Below are 17,152 nucleotides of genomic sequence, written 5' to 3' on the forward strand. Positions count from 1 at the left end.
ACACGTCACTATTTTTTAGGCGGTTGACCATATGTTTTAAATTTTTCCTGCATCAGTGTCATCTCATTTCTGTCTAGGATCACAGGGGTACCAAAGCTTGAGGCAATACAATGGATCTTGGCGCAGTGCTCAATCTCTTCAGCAATTTGGAATGCGGCGTCTAGGGTTCCAGAACCGGTAAGTAAACCGTGATTGGCCAACAAGACGGCTCGACGATCTTGCATCGCTTCAAAAGCAGACTCTGCCAGTTCCTGAGTACCAAAAGTTTGGTATTGCGCGCAACGAACATCATAGCCTGAAAAAGCGACCAGATAATTTGAAGCGGGTAGAGGCTGTCTCAAGGTTGCAATGGCAGTACAGTAAGTGGAGTGAGTGTGAACCACGGCATTGATATCTTCTCGGCGATCATAGAATATTTTATGCATACCCCATTCGCTTGATGGTTTGCGAATCGAATCAATACAGTTTCCATCCATGTCCATGATAACGACATCTTCTGGTTTGGCTGCAAAGTAATCCACACCGCTTGGGCTGATTGCGATTAAATTTTGCTCTCTGTTATATATCGAAACATTGCCGCCGGTACCAACGGTAAGGTTATGGTTTACGAGCTTTTTGCATGTTTCGACAATGTCGATTCTCTCTTTTTCAAGTAGCATGTTTTTTTCCTATACTGGCGTTTGTTGATCTTTCGAGGTTATTTGGCAGTGATGAAATAAATTAAAAGGGTGCTGATAAGTGGATTAACGGCTTATCAACACCGAAGGGAAAGATGAATTGGACGACGTATTATTTGTCCATGATATCGGCAAACATCGCCTTTAAAGCTTCGTTATTGGCTTTGCATACGCCCTTTTCGGTAATCAAACCGGTGACCATTTCTGCCGGTGTTACATCGAAGGCATAGTTGCCACATTCTGTACCTGTCGGCGCAGTATCGACAAAGCTGCGCTGCCCATTTGCGTCAATACCTTGCACATGAGATTGTTCTTTACCATTGCGCTGCTCGATCGGAATTTCTTTTACTCCGTCCCATACGCTAGGATCGATAGTTGGTGATGGCAGTGCCACATAGAAAGGTACATTATTGGCCTGTGCAGCGAGTGCTTTTAGGTAGGTACCGATTTTATTGCAGACATCACCGCGAGCCGTCACTCGGTCAGTACCCACAATGACCATATCCACTTCACCATGTTGCATTAGATGCCCACCGGCATTGTCGGCAATTAGGGTATGCGGGACGCCGTGACCACCCAGTTCAAAAGAGGTCAACGCACCTTGGTTTCTTGGGCGAGTTTCGTCAACCCACACATGGATATTAATACCTTCATCATGCGCTAAGTACATTGGTGCTAATGCCGTACCCCAATCGACGGTTGCGAGCCAACCTGCATTGCAATGGGTCAGGATGTTAACGGCTTCTCCGGGGGCTTTATTTGCGGCGAGTTCGCGGATGATCTCTAAACCGTGTAGGCCAATGCTGTGGTTTATTTCCGCGTCCTCATCACAGATGATGGCGGATTCTTCATAGGCCACTTGTACACGATCCTGCGGGGGAGTTTGTCGTAAACGCTGGCAGATGCGGTCCAGTGCCCATTGTAGATTAATCGCGGTCGGACGAGTTTTTACCAACGTTTGATAGGCGGATTCTATCGCCTTATCACTGCTATCGACAGACATGGCAAAGGCCATACCGTAAGCGCCCACACAACCGATCAAAGGTGCGCCACGTACTTTCATCGAAATAATGGCCTCTGCGGCTTGCTCCATAGTGGAAAGCGTTAGAATTTCAAACTCATAAGGTAATTTTTCTTGATTAAAGATATGGATATTTTTGTTATCCGTTGCTTGCCAAATAGAGCGATAATGTTTGCCGTCAATTTTCATATTATTTATTTAACCTAATCTAATCTGTGGAGAGTCACCAAAGGCATTCACTCTGGTGATCTCTGGAATGTATTAATAGCCATTGGACCTATTAATAGATGGCGCCGTCTATGAGCGCACTTAAAGCTCGATTGCCGTGTCGAGTGCCAGTTCAATCATTTGATGAAGCGACAATTCACGTTCTTCAATTGTGAGCATGCCACCATTTTTAATGTGATCGGTTGTGGTCAATATGCCTAATGCGTTGGCACCGAGTTCCGAAGCGACGGCATAGAGTCCTGCCACTTCCATCTCGACACCGATGATGCCGTATGTTTCGAGTACTTCGAAAATATCTGGATTTGGACCGTAGAAAAGGTCACAAGTGAATAGGTTACCCACTTTGACGTTTAGCTCTTGTTTACGTGCCGTATTTACGGCGGTTTCTAGTAAGTGGTAGTCAGCGAGTGCCGCAAAGTCGTGCCCTTTGAATCGTTCGCGGTTGGCTTTAGAGTCTGTGCTTGCACCCATTGCAATGACAATATCCATTAATTGGATATCATCTCTGACTGAGCCACAAGAGCCGATACGGATTAAATTCTTAACACCAAAATCTTTTATTAATTCATAGGCATACATAGAAATTGAAGGAATGCCCATGCCATGAGACATGACGGATAAACGTTTCCCTTTATACATGCCGGTATAACCCAGCATGTTGCGTACTTTGTTTACCTCAACAGCATCTGTTAGGTAGGTTTCTGCAATGTACTTCGCTCGGAGAGGGTCGCCAGGCATGATGACTGTTTCTGCAAAATCATTAGGGTTGGCTTTAATTGCTAGCGCCATATTTTTTCACCTTATATACGTTGTTTTCTCCATTGTTAAATTTAGTGACAGTTAGTTTAGTGACCTATATCACATCTAAAACTGGAATAGATACTGGTAGGTATCTCGTTATCTGTATGAGTTGAAATTATAATTTTGTTACTTTAAAAGCGAGATATTGTTATCTTTTGGATAACAAGCTATTGGTGTGAGATTAAAGGGTAGCAAAATGAGCTATTCATCACGTAATTATTCATGCTAGTTATGAGAAAGTCATCTCCAGTATGAACCTAATTAATGGAAAAAATTATGGAACTCGTTATTAGTATTGTAGGAATTTTCGCCCTGTTTGGTGTCGCTTATTTGTTGTCTGAGAATAAGAAGGCCATCAACTTTAGAACGGTTGGATTCGCATTTGGCATCCAATTAGCCCTTGGTGGTCTTATCTTGTACTCATCGATTGGGCAAGACATCATTTTGTCTATGGCCAACGGCGTCTCTGCGGTGATTGGTTACAGTAATGATGGGATAAGCTTTCTATTTGGTGGGCTTGTTAGCGACAAAATGTACGAACTGTTTGGTAGTGGCGGTTTTGTTATTGCCTTTAAAGTGTTGCCAATTATTGTGTTCTTTTCTTCTTTATCCGCCGTACTGTACCACCTTGGCATTATGCAGTTTATCGTCAAATGGATAGGTGGAGCACTGCAAAAACTTCTTAAAACCAGCAAAGCTGAGTCAATGTCTGCCACCGCAAACATTTTCTTAGGAGTGACAGAGGCCCCTCTTCTTATTAAACCCTATTTGCCTACTATGACACGCTCAGAGCTATTCGCGGTAATGTGTGGTGGTTTAGCCTCTATCGCAGGCACCATGTTAGCGAGCTATGCACAGCTTGGTGTGAGAATGGAATATCTGTTAGCCGCTTCTTTTATGGCGGCACCGGGTGGATTGCTATTTGCAAAAATACTGATACCTGAAACAGACAAAGTAAATGATGTAAACCCAGAGAAAGCAGAAGAAAATCAGACGTTAAATATCATTGATGCTGCGGCGACAGGCGCTTCTAACGGCGTGAAGTTGGCGATCGAAGTGGGTGGTATGTTGCTAGCATTTGTTGGTTTAGTCGCATTATTAAATGGATTATTAGGCGGAGCGGGCAGTTGGGTTGGGTTTGATAACCTAAGCCTGCAATTGATCTTGGGTTATCTGTTTTCTCCTATCGCGTGGTTGATGGGGGTACCTTGGAATGAGGCGACGCTAGCCGGTTCATTCATTGGTCAAAAAATAGTAATTAATGAATTTTTTGCCTACATTAACTTAGCACCTTATCTGAGTGGCGACGCCATCGTCGGGGCAACGGGTATGCCGATGACGGAGCGTACCCAGGTGATCATCTCCTTCGCATTATGTGGTTTTGCTAACATAGGAACGGTAGCAATAGCCATTGGTGGGATTGGTGGAATGATCGCAGAGCGTCGTTCAGAAATAGCCTCTTTAGGTTTTAAGGCGCTTGCTGCGGGTATTTTGTCGAACCTAATGGGGGCGACGATAGCCGGAATATTTTTTGGCCTAGGTTAACCAAATAAATAACTAGAATGAAATTGTCTGATTAACGTTAAATGAAATTAGAGGTCAAATTATGGATAAGAAACTTCCAAAAGTCGTGCTTCATGAGCATATTGAAGGCACAGTGACACCAGAAATGGCGCTTGTTTTAGCGGAAAAATACAGTGTCATCTTGCCAGCGAACTTTATTTACCAAGAGGGTAAATATAACCGTAGTGAATTTCCAAATGGTCGTTACAATTATAATGAATCTGATTTTGGTGCCTTTGTTACCACCTATGATACCGTCGCGGCTCTAGTGCGGGCACCAGAAGATTACTATTTGATTGTTAAGGACTATCTTTCTCGTAATGCTGAAAAAGGCTTGGTCTACTGCGAGATTATTACATCAGCATTCCATCTGTGTTACACCGAACAAGAGGATGGTTCAGGTGAACTCGATAGCGAGAAATATCATCAAATCATGGACGCCGTAGAACGTGCAATTGCCGAGGTAAAAGCATCATATGGTACTGAAACTCGACTACAAGCGTGTGGGGTTCGACACTTGAGCCTAGAGCACCTTAATTTGAGTACAGATTTTATCCAACAGCAACCAAGATCGGTTATCACTGGCTTTAATATTGCGGGCAATGAATTGGCGGGGACGTTTTCTGATTTTACTTATGTACATGAGTTGGTCGATCAAATTCCATTGGATAAATCTTATCATGCAGGTGAAATATGCGGGCCAGACAGTATTCGCCAGGCACTAAAATATGGAGCAAAACGTATCGGTCACGGTATCGCGGCGATCAAAGATGAAGCATTAATAGAAACGCTTATTCGTGACAATATCACCTTGGAGATTGCCCCTACCAGTAATCGTATTTTGGTCTCTGAACTGAATCAGTCACTTGAGCATCATCCGCTGCGTAAGTTGTATGAAAAAGGCGTACGTCTTTCTATTAATACCGATGATGCCGGGTTATTTGGAACCGACATTGGTAAGGAATACCATATTGCAGAAACACAATTTGGTTTCACAAAAGTCGAATTGTTAGATGTCACCTTATGTGCACTTGAAGCGGCATTTGTAGAGGATGAGGTAAGGGATACGCTGATTGAGCAGACTTATCGAGAAATGAAGGAACAAGATTGGCAGGATCTTACGGCTCTCTGTACAGCGTTACCACAAGGTGCATTACAGAAACGTCTGGCTAATCGTCTTCAGTTCCGCCCCTAAGGATAGGAGTTTATTGTGTTAAATGAAGTTTTGTTGGCCGTAACATCAGGCTTGATCGTCGGTATTTTTTTTACAGCAGTAAAGTTACCCATTCCCGCACCGCCGGTGTTGTCTGGCGTCATGGGAATTGTGGGCGTGTATGTAGGCTCTATCATTTATACCAAATATATCAGTGTGCTTTTTTCCTGAGCAAGGGCGAGGGTAAGCATCAGGACGATTTAATCTTAGATTGAATCAAATTCTATAGAAAAGGAATACTGACCTAGGTGAGTATTCCTTTTTGAGTATAATGGGCAGGATAGCGCATCGTTAAGCGTACAAGAATTCTTGAGCAGTCGGTAGAATGACATTCATGTTGATCACAAACTTACTTAGCTTGGTATAAAATAATAATTAGGGTTGTAAAGGGGAATATAATCAGTGGAAGATGATCTCAAAATGGTGTTTCCCGAACCATACAAAGGAATTCAGGTTAATTATTGTGTTTCAACGGGGTGTGAGAATTTTGGTCAAAGCGACCCCAGTTTGTATCAAACGGTGTATAACACCAAAGCCCTGAATATTTATCACTGTCCAAAATGTGGCGCTTATCCGCAGGTTATTAATAATCGTTCCGTATACCAAACGATTGAACACCAAAAACGATATCATGCGTTATCTCTTACCTCATGCCCAAATCAAGAGTGCGACTCTAAACCGTTTGCGGTACATGCCTTCCCGGAACGCTATCGATCATTTGGCAAAACCAACTCATTGAAGCAGCGCTATCAATGCCGACGTTGTAATACCGTTTTTACCGACCAACTTTCGTGCATGAATCCACATAGTGAGGCGCAAAACGCGATATTTTACGGCATGATGTACTCGTTCGGTGTGCGTAATATTTGCCAAAAATTAGATATCACGGCCAAAGCATTTTATAAGTTGCAGCATGGCATGGTCGATAGGCTTAAATATATTGCTCATGTTAAAGAAGAATCGTTTTATAACAAAGTTGAAAAATGCAATGTTTCAACAAGCTATGAGTTTTTGGGTGAGCAACAAGCAGCCATGATCATTGCAACGACGCATACAGAAAGTGGTTATGTTCTGGCATTTGATACGAACTTTACTACGGACATGGAACCGGAGTGCTTGCTTGCCGTTGAACCTAGCTTATCGACCCGTTCACCTGTTGACGCTCCTGAGAAGGGCGATTTGATAATGAGCATTACGGCGCAATATGAAGCCATCATGTCGAGAAAGAACTACCTAGATCCAACCAGCAATGACCGCCCAGTAGTGCATTCCTACAAAGGCCATTTAGCCTTGCCGTATTTAGCCAGTTTTGCACACGCATTGGTACTAAGAAAAAAACTACAACACAAATCTCATCGTTACTACTTTGTTGAACAAGATACGATGTTGAGAAATGCCTTTATGAATGCATCTTTGCAAGATTTGCTTCGTTCAGAAGACCACCTATTTTATTTTCGAGAAAGCGCCCCTAAAATGACGTGGTTCAATGAGAACAAACTTAATATACGTCATATAGGCTGGTGGCAGGATAAATGGGGTTTTCTATCCGAAGGGGATAAAACCAAAGGGGCTTGCCATATTAAGGGGCAAGGCTTGTCAGTAGAGCAGTGGGAAAAGCTATTACAAGAGACGAGTTTAGATAGGGTTCAGCATTATCTTGATGCCGCTAAGTCTTTCTTCCAAGGTTTAGGGCCCACACTTAACGAACAATCGATTAACGATTGGCTGCATGTCTTTACGGGTTACTATAATTTTTGCTGGCCGCACCGCGATGGTAAAACACCTGCGCAGTTGCTTGGTTTCTTTGATCGACCGATGACCTTAGGTGAGTTATTAAACGGGTATAAATTGAATTAGGGCCCAGACTGGGTCTAGGCCCTTTTAAACAACGTGATTACTTAAACTCACCTAACATGTAACGGTAGAATGATGGATTAACCCATACTTTTGTCGCAACAACATCGTAGTTTTCAGCCATTGCACGCACTTGTTTTTCTTGGTCTTTTGCTTTCTCTGGCAGAGACATTAGGTCGGCTTGATAATGATCTATTATCACTCGGTTTTCAGTTAATACTTTGTAGTCTGCCATTTCGGTATATGAACGATAGAACGGCTGCCACCATGATTCAAAAAGTAGACCTTTCTCATCAGCACTGTCCTTTTTTGCATACTGATTGATCAAATCCATAAAGCTTTCTTTACGTTCTTGTGTTTGAAATTCAAAGTCCAAATTATACTCTTTAACCACAGAAACCATTTTGCCACTTTCAAGCGTTGTTACTGGGTAAGTTGGCTCGCCCCACTCTGGAAGATATAAAAATGCAGACGATTTTGGTGTGAGCTGCACTTTTGGATCAAAACCTTCGCTCTTCATTAAATACAGTAATTGGATTGCGTGCTGGATATTATTGTGGCCGTATCGGATCATCATACTTTGATTAAAGTTAGATTCATCTAGCGTGTCGACAACGTTATAGCCAGTAGTAAGGCCATTATCGATGAAACTGTTCAGCAAGCTCAGTGTTTTTTTGTCGTCGATAACCTTGGAATCATTCCAAGTTTTGCTCACGCGCTCGACAATGTTTTTGTCGGAAACATTACCAATATAGCGTTCAGATTGGTCGTTTTGATCCTCAACAAAATGATTAAGTTTGTCAGAAAGTGTTTTTGTTTGACCCAAATCGCTTGGCTTGATTACGTTCATATCAATGAGTAAAGCGTCTGCCTGTGTGGCATCAGTTATGCCCGTTACTTTTACTATTTTTTCTTGGCTATACGTCAGTGCGAGTTCACTGAGATTAAGCGCTTCTACCGCTTTTCCTGTCGTCATATCACTTGCATGTGATGCCAAAGGAAACAGAGCCAAGATGATTGCTGTTCTGATTAACTTCATTGTTGTTCCTCATTCTCATATCGGGTTTATTATTAAGGCTGAATTGACAGCTTTAAGATTGAACCCATTTTGAGTACTAACCCTTATTGATAATGTGATGGATGACGGCAATTTAATTAAAAAGAAGTTTGTGGTGGGGGTGGTTGCTTGCTTGCTATAATTGTTCATTATTCACGGGGCTAAAAACAATAAAACAACTTAAATGGATAACAAAATAAATGCAGGTTAGTCAGTATTCAAGACGGTTTTTTGAATGATTTTGAATCATTTACTCTTTATTGACCATCATCATATGTATTTAGATAATCAGCGATAAAATCACCGTGACAGTCGTCTGGTTTACAGAAACATCCCAGTCGCTTCCCTGCAAGTGCCAACATACCCACTTTGGTGATGTTGAGAAAATTGTCGTAATCGAAGTCATATTTATATTTTCTTAAAACTTCGTTACGATCATCGCCATCAATACCAATAGGGTATGGATTCCCCCATGGTGACCCTCGGCCAATATATTCGAACTGCTCGGTGCTTTGTCTACCATTATAGACAGGATCTCTGGTGACATTAACAACCCGAGTAATTTTAATTCTTTGAACACTCGTTTTGACAAAGCCTTGCCGTAAGGCCTTTACCTCATCAACAAACACTTCCCCATCGCTAAATACAATGGCGTGCGTAATGTTGTGCAACGCTTTGGTTAGTGGTTGTTCAATTCGTTCGTATGCGAGGTTATGTTGCTTTGTATACTGGGCCCCAAACTCATTTTTGTCATCGATGAAAACTAGCCGTGGAGACGCTAAATTTGCAATGAGCATCGACAACTTTCTACTGAATTTTGAGTAGCTTTTGAATAACGTTGGATAGAGAATAAGAACACAATTCATATCAGTACAAGTGTTTTACAGAGACATTTAATTTGGGATGTTCATTCAAGTATTCCATAATCAATCATCGATGGCAAAGCTTAAGCCGATAGTTAGATACGGCTAAAATTGTGCCAATAATCGGTAAGACCATCGATATCTGATGAGCACATTAGACTCATGGCACCTTTAAGTTGCTCGTCATTCCATAACCACCATTGCATTTCCAGCAATTGAGATATTTCACTGTCTGAGAAACGAAAACGAATATGCTTGGCAGGATTTGAGCCGACAATCGAATAGGGAGCAACGTCCTTGGTCACAACAGAACGACTCGCGATAATAGCACCATCACCAACGGTTACACCGCTCATTATCATCGCTTCGCTTCCAATCCAAACATCATTACCAATAACTGTATCACCTGAGGGTAGAAAGCCATCTTTTGCATCAACAAAATGGTCATTATCCTGATAGAAAAATGGGAAAGTACTTACCCACTTATTTTGGTGACCTTGATTGCCTGCCATCATAAACACGGCGCCAGAACCAATTGAACAATAATGGCCAATAATTAGCTTATCCACATCTGTTCTATCAGGCAGCAAATAGCGAGCACAATCATCAAAACTGTGGTTGTGGTAATAACCAGAGTAGTAACTGTGCTTACCTACAATAATATTCGGGTTGGTGACTTGTTCTTTCAACGATTTACCAACGAAAGGGCTATCAAAATAGTTATTCAATATACATATCCTTAGGAGTGTCTAATACGCCATTAACTTGTACCGTGATCCAATCCAACTAGATTGTTATCTGTCTTCTGCTGGACATAAGTGCATGCCCATTTTGTAATACGCCACGTCACTTTTATAGAAACGTTCACCATGGGAAAGCATACCGAAACGCCCGTAAAAACGTAATGCTGATTCTCTTGCATCACACCAAAAATAGTTGATGTGATTCATTTTCAAATAAGCGATCACTTCATTCAAAACCGCCGTTCCTATACCCAGTCCTTGGAACTGAATCTCTGTCGCATACTTGCGTAAACGGGCCTCGTCCCCATCTATATAAACAGAGGCAACACAAACGAGCTCGTCATTCTCAAAAGCCCCAAAATGAAGGCCATCTTCATCTCCTTCCACATAACAAAATTCGGGTGGCTTATCTGGCCATAAAACTCGATGACGAACAGGAATGGTTTGTGTCCAGTCGATTTGACGAATATCCATGAAAAAGCTCTCTTTCAAATGGTTTTGGTATTTTATACCGTGCAGCATAAACAGATTAGCTGACGTAGTGGATGGTTATTCAATGTGTGAATGCGTAGGGAGAGGTGTGAATGCGTAAATCAACGTTGTGGTAAGCACCAAAACGTAACCCATAGAACCTACATTTTTCTAGGCTCTATGGTTGCTCGTCAGAGGTATCAATACGACCTAACTGTAAAAAGCTTCGACAACGCCCTTTAGCTTAATCAGAATGGGTTGTCCGCGACGGTCCACCGCTTTAGGTGATGGGATTTTTACCCAACCTTCACTGATGCAATATTCCTCAACATCAAAGCGCTCTTTGCCGTTAAGTCGAATGCCAATTTTGTGCTCGAAACATTCAGCCACATGATGTGGGCTGCGAGGATTACCCGAAAGGTGGTCTGGTAAAGCTGGTTGCGATGTAGTGTCGTTCATGTTCGAGATCTGTAATAAATAAAAAGTGGCGCCATTGTAGACAATGTAGACCTAACGCTCAAGAGCTGTAATAGGGGATAGAGACACAATTTTAATCCAGTGATTCTTAATACAAGATTCCGAATATTGAATAACTAAGTTTACAAGGGCAGGTAACCAAAGAGAGCCAGTGTATAAATAAGCGGTGTTCATACGGTGCCTATCCTTTTAGGTGAATTATAGGTTCATTGTTGGTTTTGTAGTGTTCAAGGTGATTTTCTTTTTAAGCCATTGATCTTCGAATGTGCATTTAATGATTTATATGCTACTTAAGTGATATGATTGATCATAATTAATACAGTAATGCGTTCAAGTAATGGCATTTCTGTTGTTGAGTATATTTGATTTTTATTGATTGCTACGGATAGAAAAGGCTTGTTAGATGGAATTGAAAGATCGATATTTTACCGTGTTAGACGCTTTGCCAGATCATGTGTTTATATTCTCTGAATCAGGTATTTATATCGATGTTTATGGTGGAGATGACAATGCCACTGGTTTTGACTGCAAGCCATTTATTGGACGGTCACTTTATGATATTGCGCCTCCCGACATGGCCAATGAGTTTCATTCCCACATAATAGCGGCTCTGGAGTCGAACGAAACCCAGCTTGCCCACTATAAGTTTGATAAGCAGGACATGATTGACCTACCTGAACATGTCCCGTCTCCGCAAGAAATTTGGTTTGAAGGTATTATTAAGCCTCTTCCATTAATAGAAAACGGTGAGCGTACCGTTGTGTGGATAGCCAAAAATATCACGAAACGCCATCTACTAGAGCAACGACTAAAGGTGTTATCTGAGATCGATGATTTAACCGGTATTGCCAATCGACGCTCATTTACTCACGCATTATCAACCTCTTTAAATGAGTACCAATCATGTAGCCGAAGCTTTTCCATTCTCATGTTGGATATCGATCGCTTTAAACGTATTAATGACACATTAGGACACTCTTATGGCGATGATGCTATTCAGTATGCTGTAAAGGTGCTTAAGGCTGAATTAAATGAATCGGACTGTTTTGGACGAATTGGTGGTGAGGAGTTTGCTATTATTCTCAATGATGTTGACTTAGAAGATGCCGCTATCGTTGCCGAAAAATTAAGAAATACACTGGAAAAAAGCCGATTTATGGCAGATGAGTACGAAATAAACCTCACTATCAGTGTCGGTGTTACGCAGGTCATTAAAACCGATGACGATGTGAAAAACATATTAGCGAGAGCAGATAAAGCGATGTACCACTCGAAGAATACCGGCAGAAATAGGGTCAGTATTTATTCCCTTGAGATGGATAAGAATAATCTTTTATCAACCGGCTGAACCTTAAACACTTTATTGTTATGCAAGAATAAAGAGGCGACGTTCGAATGAAGGCCTAAGCAACGAATTGGAAGACAGTGTTAGTGAATTTATTAAAAAGTATAGGTTTGGCGCTTCCTCTCCAGCGTCGCTATTTAATAACCTAAACGAGGAATCATGATGAACGAAGGTTTGGCAGGAACGTGGGTTAATTCATCTGGTTCTATATTCATGGATGGCCGGACCAACGTCACCGCAAGACAGCTTCATGCAAACCAGATTGGCAAGCATGACATTAAAAAAGAGCGCTGAATAACGAACAGAACTGAATTTAAACGGCGCTACTTTTTCTGTAGTAGTGTCGGTAGTAACCTATTAAGTTGCTGGAAATAAAGAGAACTTCCATTATAACGGCGGTTGGAGAGCCGACTAAGTAATTGTGAAAAAGCCAAAAAGCCGTGCCTACCACCATAAGCTCTCTTAATCGACGGTCATCTTTGTTAAAAGCTGCCACGGTTTGAAAAATCGACCCTAAACAACTCAATACACTGACTAACCCGGCATAAGTAATAAAGGTAGCTAATACCGAGGCAGAGCAAAATAGGTACTTAAGCTTTGACGAGGTAGAAAATACACTCATTAAATAACGGGTAGTGGCAATGACCATTAGACTTGCAGCTGTCCATTGCTCTAGCAATATAAAATGGCTTGAAATGAGGATCCCAGCGCAAAATAGGCACGCGACAATCTTCTTCCTTTCTTTAAACTGAAAAGACATCAAGTCAAAGCCAATGGCTATTGCGACTAAGACCTGAGATAAAAAAAATGCCGACACTGGAACCTCCAAAGAATATCGCGCTCAGTTAGCTAGACCGATGAAGCAAAATAAGCTTCAATCTCCGCCTTTGTCAGTTCTTTGGTTTCGTTTGAGAAGCAATAGTAATCTGGACGTTGATCACTAAAGTATTGCATGCTCATGGCCAAACCGTTTAGCTCTGGAAACAAACCTACTGGCATGTTGTAGCTGCCGGTTTTGTTGAAGCGGTAGTAAAGGTGTGTACCACATTGGCCACAGAATCCACGGGTTGCCCAAGGCGACGATTTGTATTCTTTCACCATTTCAGCGTTTTGAAACTTAACATCGGTACCACACTGAACGGCAAAAAACGGACCTCCACCCCAAGAACGGCAGGTATCACAATGACAAACTGTAAATTTGGGGTTGACCTCATGTGCCTCAATTTTGACGCTTCCACAAAGACAACTCGCGAGATTTTTATCTGACTCTACCATTCCTTTTATCCTCTATTTCTACGTGTTGGTAATCTACATAAGTAGATTGTGATGACACAATAGCTAATTATACACGCTAATTTCTACCAAATTATTATCTGGATCCAAAAAATAGACCGACGTAATTTGACCTAAGGCTCCCGACTTTTCGATGGGGCCTTCTATGATCTCTATATTTTCGTTCTTCAAGTGCGCGACAACATCGTCTAGGCTCCAATGAGTAATAAGACACAAGTCACCAGAGCCAACGAGAGCATTATTTCTTGGTTCTTGCCCTAACGTTTGAAGATTGATTTTCTGGTTTCCAAATCTTAGTGCCTTGCGCCCGTTTGCAAATGTAATCTCATCCATAAGCAAAACTTGGCGATAAAACTTCACCGAAAATTCAATATCAGAAACAGTCAGAACCACATGATCAATATGACTTATCATTTTGTCCCCTTGTATTAACACCTTGATAGTCAGCGAGCAATGCCCCCTTCCTTACGAAAGACAACATATCATAATCGCCGACGTTAAGCTTCGCGCGAAATTTCAGGGTATAGAAGTGGACATTTTTACGAGAGTAATTTACGTGTGGACAACTCGCGCCTCTGCCAGCTCATCGGACACTGGAGGCTGGAAAAACGTTTCCATCATATTGAACATACCAAGCGTCACTTCTATAGAATACGTCTTACCTTTTTCATTGTTTCTTTCAAATACTCTCTTTTTTCTCGTCTCTGAATCAGAAGTGACATAGTGGAGTTGGAAGTCAACACTACATTTAGACGCTTTTTTTCTAAAGGCATCTCGTTGTTCTTTAGTGGCCGCCGCACCATCTAATACAACCGGCACCTCAAGTGATAATAACCTTTCGCATAAAAGCCAAATTTGACCCCTGCAACGTTGATACTTTTCTGTCGCCCATGCTGAAATAATGTCATCGGAACACGACATCAAATCTTGAGGGGCATCTGGTATAAACAATTTACTCAACCATTCATCTTCAGAGAATCGAATGGCACCATATTGTTCAGCGATTTGATGTGCGATGGTTGTCTTTCCCGCGCCAATAGGACCACAGATTAGATGTATCATTACGTACTCACTTATTTGGAATATAGTTGTGGTTGTACACCTTAACGACGATCGGAAAAACGGTTTATGAGAAAACACGGAAGGTGGAAGAAAGTATTCATGATTTGGCTCTAGGAGCAAAAGAAGAGCCTTTATTGACGGGACCACTTACAATCAGCGTACCAGACGCCGGTGTTTTTAACCTTACGCCATTTTTAAAGCCTTTTGTCGATGCACACCCTGAAATTCAGTTGAAAATAATGTCGAGTATGGACACAAGTAATCTTAATCGCATGGAAGCGGATATTGCCGTTAATAATGCCTAACCAAAGATAAAGTCTGGAGGGGTATTTTCAAAGATAGCGGTGGATGACTTATACCATACGCTCGTTGTTGACGGTGGATTATCGTTGGCGTAGATGAATGTGGCCTTTTTAATGTATTGGTGGAGTCGACCTAAGTGTATCAAATTAAATTTAATCAATTGGTTAAAGTTGATTTTTGAATTTGGCATTACCTTCAGTGTTACATTGAAGTCCTACTTAAAAAGGAATTGACCCCGCGTCTGGATATTCCAATGTAGTTTGATTTGGAGTCTATATCTAATTGTTCTAATTAAAGAATCTACCATAGTGGTTTTTTACTCTGTATCACTGCCTCTTAATAGAGCGTTTAACATACTAGGTGATGAGGGGAGTAAGCCGACTTTCAAACCGAAAGGTTTAAAGACTTTGTTCAAAATATCTGTTTTGTAGTTACCGCGATCATTTTCTATGTCTGATAATGTTTTGCGTGAGACGTTCACTAGCTTAGCGTAAACATCTTGCTTGAGCCCCAGCACATTGATTCGCAGTTCTTTTAAGGCTTGACCTTCAGTGAGTTCGCTAAACAATAAGCGTTTAATTATGTGGTTTGCTGCTTTTTTACGATCGGCTGTACTGACAGACGTTGTATTCTTTGACACTCTTTGTGTCGTTTGAACGCTTTGATCTGTTTTTTCAATAGCTTCAGTCGTCGTGCTGCGAGTCGTTGATGCTTTCTCTCGGCTGGCTCTAAGGCGATCTATTGTGCCTTTAATCGATTCCTTAGATACTGTTTTGTTTGTGATCATAACAGTCCCCATTTAGTGACCTTGTCTGAGATATGATTTAGCCCAGTTGCAGGCATTTCCAGGATCTGTTCTGGTACTCCTTTGTCTGCCAGTCTTTTTTTAAGATCAATACACTGCTTAGCGGTACTCCTAAGCTCTTCAAGTAAGATCTCACTTGCGACGAGATCGGATAACAAATCCGCTATTCCGATGAAATCATAGGTTCCGCCAACTTCTAAAGGTGCCCGCCATTTTGTGGTTCTAGGTATACCTTCTGGATCGGCTTTCATTGGAGCAAAGTCGTAGATGGGTGCTAGTTTGATAAAGCCATCTCCTTTCAAAAATGATGTATTTCGACCATGATTATCACTATTACCAAATAGGATATTGAGTAGATCTCGTTTTACCCACTCGATGACAAAATCCTGAATATCAAAATCGTATCCCTGACGTCTAACCATGTGACTCTGCGTGATTTTTTCTATCAATGCTCTAATCGTAGCTTCATGATCGAGAGTAACACCAGCCCCTTTACCTAAGATGGAATAAACAGACTCCATACCAAATCTTTCGATATGCTGTTGATTGTTAAATTTGATATCAAACCTAGGTAGCCATAAAGAAGGGTAGTTTATCCCTTCTTCTAGACGCATATTTTCGATAGAAATTGTTTCAAATCCCATCTCTGTTAACTCGTGGTAGAAATAAAACTCTGCTCGTAAAATATTACAGTCAATTGTGGTTCTTGAACCTCTGGGGTATTTTACTAAGTAGTGTAAGTCTTGGTTGGTATTATCATCTTGGTATGGGTCTATCCATATCTTGTTATCACTAGCGTCCTTCTCGACAGAGCAGCGTAGAAGCAATTTTGGTGCTTCACCGCCAGCGCCAGTTGCACCACCTGCGATGGCACCGCGTTGCTGGGCATAGTCTAAAAAATCACCCGCTCTGTTTATTACATCGCCTACAGAGAAATAGAGGGTATCTGAAACCTCGTGACGTTCGGGCAGTGAATCTTTTACCCGTAAGTTACCCACGGGCGACATGGTGCCAAATCTAAGCAAAATATAATCTTGCTCATCATAGGTAAGATCCTCAATATCCAGGTGTTTAACCCAATATCGTCTACTTGCTCCACTAGGCATAATATCGTCTAGAAACGTTAACCATCCTGGTTTACCTATATCATCAAAGAAGAAAGATACAGGATGATTGATGGAAACTGCGTGAAGATCGTCTTTGTCATGGTGCTCTAGAGCATAGTTACCGAGGTAATTGAGTTCAGTAATTCGGAAGTTGTGTTTACTACTATTGGGGAATGAGATGGTAGCAACATCTAGCCATTGTTCTTTGGTAAATGCCTGTAAAATCAGTTCTTCCATTTTGAGCACCGCTGATTATTTTATGTGTAGTAC

Annotated in this window: 21 protein-coding genes; 7 read left to right on the forward strand and 14 right to left on the reverse strand. The window is 41.5% G+C overall.

Features of this window, described 5'->3' with window-relative positions; genetic code table 11:
* Positions 1–8: 8 nt before the first annotated feature.
* The 3 genes from IUZ65_RS03295 to deoD all read right to left on the reverse strand — a co-directional run bounded on the left by IUZ65_RS03295 (position 9) and on the right by deoD (position 2,715).
* Positions 9–659 (reverse strand): L-fuculose-phosphate aldolase, encoded by a 651-nt coding sequence (locus IUZ65_RS03295; RefSeq protein ID WP_195702378.1) that lies wholly within the window; start codon positions 657–659, stop codon positions 9–11.
* A 130-nt stretch (positions 660–789) separates the two neighbouring features.
* Positions 790–1,887: an S-methyl-5-thioribose-1-phosphate isomerase gene (gene mtnA / locus IUZ65_RS03300; protein WP_195702379.1), complete on the reverse strand. Its 1,098-nt coding sequence runs from the start codon at positions 1,885–1,887 to the stop codon at positions 790–792.
* 120 nt (positions 1,888–2,007) lie between these two features.
* Positions 2,008–2,715: a purine-nucleoside phosphorylase gene (gene deoD, locus IUZ65_RS03305; protein WP_195702380.1), complete on the reverse strand. Its 708-nt coding sequence runs from the start codon at positions 2,713–2,715 to the stop codon at positions 2,008–2,010.
* Between the two features lie 288 nt (positions 2,716–3,003).
* On the opposite strand from deoD, the gene IUZ65_RS03310 reads away from it, so the two are divergent.
* The 4 genes from IUZ65_RS03310 to IUZ65_RS03325 all read left to right on the forward strand — a co-directional run bounded on the left by IUZ65_RS03310 (position 3,004) and on the right by IUZ65_RS03325 (position 7,360).
* Entirely contained in the window at positions 3,004–4,272 is a 1,269-nt protein-coding gene (locus tag IUZ65_RS03310) for a NupC/NupG family nucleoside CNT transporter (RefSeq protein ID WP_195702381.1), read from the forward strand.
* Between the two features lie 61 nt (positions 4,273–4,333).
* Positions 4,334–5,485, forward strand: coding sequence for an adenosine deaminase (add, locus tag IUZ65_RS03315; RefSeq protein ID WP_195702382.1), 1,152 nt, complete (start codon positions 4,334–4,336; stop codon positions 5,483–5,485).
* A 15-nt stretch (positions 5,486–5,500) separates the two neighbouring features.
* Positions 5,501–5,674 carry a XapX domain-containing protein gene (locus IUZ65_RS03320; RefSeq protein ID WP_195702383.1) on the forward strand — a complete coding sequence of 58 codons (174 nt, stop codon included), beginning with the start codon at positions 5,501–5,503 and terminating at the stop codon, positions 5,672–5,674.
* A gap of 231 nt (positions 5,675–5,905) precedes the next feature.
* On the forward strand, positions 5,906–7,360 hold the full coding sequence (locus tag IUZ65_RS03325) for a hypothetical protein (RefSeq protein ID WP_195702384.1): 1,455 nt from the start codon (positions 5,906–5,908) through the stop codon (positions 7,358–7,360).
* Between the two features lie 37 nt (positions 7,361–7,397).
* On the opposite strand, the gene IUZ65_RS03330 is transcribed toward IUZ65_RS03325, so the two are convergent.
* The 5 genes from IUZ65_RS03330 to IUZ65_RS03350 form a co-directional block, all read right to left on the reverse strand.
* Complete coding sequence (locus IUZ65_RS03330; protein WP_195702385.1) at positions 7,398–8,396, reverse strand: hypothetical protein; 999 nt, start codon at positions 8,394–8,396, stop codon at positions 7,398–7,400.
* A gap of 275 nt (positions 8,397–8,671) precedes the next feature.
* Positions 8,672–9,280: a DUF4326 domain-containing protein gene (locus IUZ65_RS03335; RefSeq protein ID WP_443083725.1), complete on the reverse strand. Its 609-nt coding sequence runs from the start codon at positions 9,278–9,280 to the stop codon at positions 8,672–8,674.
* 92 nt (positions 9,281–9,372) lie between these two features.
* Positions 9,373–10,005, reverse strand: coding sequence for a type B chloramphenicol O-acetyltransferase (gene catB, locus IUZ65_RS03340; RefSeq protein ID WP_195702387.1), 633 nt, complete (start codon positions 10,003–10,005; stop codon positions 9,373–9,375).
* A 66-nt stretch (positions 10,006–10,071) separates the two neighbouring features.
* Complete coding sequence (locus IUZ65_RS03345) at positions 10,072–10,494, reverse strand: GNAT family N-acetyltransferase (RefSeq protein ID WP_195702388.1); 423 nt, start codon at positions 10,492–10,494, stop codon at positions 10,072–10,074.
* Positions 10,495–10,701: 207 nt separating this feature from the next.
* Positions 10,702–10,950 carry a DUF3297 family protein gene (locus IUZ65_RS03350; protein WP_195702389.1) on the reverse strand — a complete coding sequence of 83 codons (249 nt, stop codon included), beginning with the start codon at positions 10,948–10,950 and terminating at the stop codon, positions 10,702–10,704.
* Between the two features lie 421 nt (positions 10,951–11,371).
* Here IUZ65_RS03350 and IUZ65_RS03355 point away from each other — a divergent pair, with 421 nt between their 5' ends.
* Complete coding sequence (locus IUZ65_RS03355) at positions 11,372–12,316, forward strand: sensor domain-containing diguanylate cyclase (RefSeq protein ID WP_195702390.1); 945 nt, start codon at positions 11,372–11,374, stop codon at positions 12,314–12,316.
* A 156-nt stretch (positions 12,317–12,472) separates the two neighbouring features.
* Complete coding sequence (locus tag IUZ65_RS23405; RefSeq protein ID WP_269213769.1) at positions 12,473–12,607, forward strand: hypothetical protein; 135 nt, start codon at positions 12,473–12,475, stop codon at positions 12,605–12,607.
* Positions 12,608–12,626: 19 nt separating this feature from the next.
* Here IUZ65_RS23405 and IUZ65_RS03360 read toward each other — a convergent pair whose 3' ends face one another.
* The 4 genes from IUZ65_RS03360 to IUZ65_RS03375 form a co-directional block, all read right to left on the reverse strand.
* Positions 12,627–13,130 carry a YgjV family protein gene (locus IUZ65_RS03360; RefSeq protein WP_195702391.1) on the reverse strand — a complete coding sequence of 168 codons (504 nt, stop codon included), beginning with the start codon at positions 13,128–13,130 and terminating at the stop codon, positions 12,627–12,629.
* 32 nt (positions 13,131–13,162) lie between these two features.
* Positions 13,163–13,588: a GFA family protein gene (locus tag IUZ65_RS03365; RefSeq protein WP_195702392.1), complete on the reverse strand. Its 426-nt coding sequence runs from the start codon at positions 13,586–13,588 to the stop codon at positions 13,163–13,165.
* A gap of 63 nt (positions 13,589–13,651) precedes the next feature.
* Complete coding sequence (locus tag IUZ65_RS03370) at positions 13,652–14,020, reverse strand: VOC family protein (RefSeq protein WP_195702393.1); 369 nt, start codon at positions 14,018–14,020, stop codon at positions 13,652–13,654.
* A 138-nt stretch (positions 14,021–14,158) separates the two neighbouring features.
* Positions 14,159–14,668, reverse strand: coding sequence for an AAA family ATPase (locus tag IUZ65_RS03375; protein ID WP_195702394.1), 510 nt, complete (start codon positions 14,666–14,668; stop codon positions 14,159–14,161).
* Positions 14,669–14,694: 26 nt separating this feature from the next.
* Between IUZ65_RS03375 and IUZ65_RS03380 the strand changes: the two genes are divergently transcribed.
* Positions 14,695–14,973 (forward strand): LysR family transcriptional regulator, encoded by a 279-nt coding sequence (locus IUZ65_RS03380; protein ID WP_195702395.1) that lies wholly within the window; start codon positions 14,695–14,697, stop codon positions 14,971–14,973.
* 314 nt (positions 14,974–15,287) lie between these two features.
* On the opposite strand, the gene IUZ65_RS03385 is transcribed toward IUZ65_RS03380, so the two are convergent.
* Positions 15,288–15,770 carry a helix-turn-helix domain-containing protein gene (locus IUZ65_RS03385; protein WP_195702396.1) on the reverse strand — a complete coding sequence of 161 codons (483 nt, stop codon included), beginning with the start codon at positions 15,768–15,770 and terminating at the stop codon, positions 15,288–15,290.
* Entirely contained in the window at positions 15,755–17,119 is a 1,365-nt protein-coding gene (locus IUZ65_RS03390) for a type II toxin-antitoxin system HipA family toxin (RefSeq protein ID WP_195702397.1), read from the reverse strand. Before IUZ65_RS03390 ends, IUZ65_RS03385 begins: the two co-directional genes overlap by 16 nt.
* Positions 17,120–17,152: the final 33 nt, after the last annotated feature.

Origin of the sequence: Vibrio sp. VB16, from assembly GCF_015594925.2 — a bacterium.
Classification (GTDB): Bacteria; Pseudomonadota; Gammaproteobacteria; order Enterobacterales; family Vibrionaceae; genus Vibrio.

Bases quoted from the DNA above. Each gene is read 5' to 3' on its own strand.
- IUZ65_RS03310 (WP_195702381.1), top strand. From the start codon at position 3,004: ATGGAACTCGTTATTAGTATTGTAGGAATTTTCGCCCTGTTTGGTGTC.
- IUZ65_RS23405 (WP_269213769.1), top strand. From the start codon at position 12,473: ATGATGAACGAAGGTTTGGCAGGAACGTGGGTTAATTCATCTGGTTCT.
- IUZ65_RS03295 (WP_195702378.1), bottom strand. From the start codon at position 659: ATGCTACTTGAAAAAGAGAGAATCGACATTGTCGAAACATGCAAAAAG.
- IUZ65_RS03370 (WP_195702393.1), bottom strand. From the start codon at position 14,020: ATGATAAGTCATATTGATCATGTGGTTCTGACTGTTTCTGATATTGAA.
- IUZ65_RS03385 (WP_195702396.1), bottom strand. From the start codon at position 15,770: ATGGGGACTGTTATGATCACAAACAAAACAGTATCTAAGGAATCGATT.
- IUZ65_RS03335 (WP_443083725.1), bottom strand. From the start codon at position 9,280: ATGAATTGTGTTCTTATTCTCTATCCAACGTTATTCAAAAGCTACTCA.
- IUZ65_RS03355 (WP_195702390.1), top strand. From the start codon at position 11,372: ATGGAATTGAAAGATCGATATTTTACCGTGTTAGACGCTTTGCCAGAT.
- add (WP_195702382.1), top strand. From the start codon at position 4,334: ATGGATAAGAAACTTCCAAAAGTCGTGCTTCATGAGCATATTGAAGGC.
- IUZ65_RS03350 (WP_195702389.1), bottom strand. From the start codon at position 10,950: ATGAACGACACTACATCGCAACCAGCTTTACCAGACCACCTTTCGGGT.
- IUZ65_RS03365 (WP_195702392.1), bottom strand. From the start codon at position 13,588: ATGGTAGAGTCAGATAAAAATCTCGCGAGTTGTCTTTGTGGAAGCGTC.
- IUZ65_RS03390 (WP_195702397.1), bottom strand. From the start codon at position 17,119: ATGGAAGAACTGATTTTACAGGCATTTACCAAAGAACAATGGCTAGAT.
- IUZ65_RS03330 (WP_195702385.1), bottom strand. From the start codon at position 8,396: ATGAAGTTAATCAGAACAGCAATCATCTTGGCTCTGTTTCCTTTGGCA.
- deoD (WP_195702380.1), bottom strand. From the start codon at position 2,715: ATGGCGCTAGCAATTAAAGCCAACCCTAATGATTTTGCAGAAACAGTC.
- IUZ65_RS03345 (WP_195702388.1), bottom strand. From the start codon at position 10,494: ATGGATATTCGTCAAATCGACTGGACACAAACCATTCCTGTTCGTCAT.
- mtnA (WP_195702379.1), bottom strand. From the start codon at position 1,887: ATGAAAATTGACGGCAAACATTATCGCTCTATTTGGCAAGCAACGGAT.
- IUZ65_RS03375 (WP_195702394.1), bottom strand. From the start codon at position 14,668: ATGATACATCTAATCTGTGGTCCTATTGGCGCGGGAAAGACAACCATC.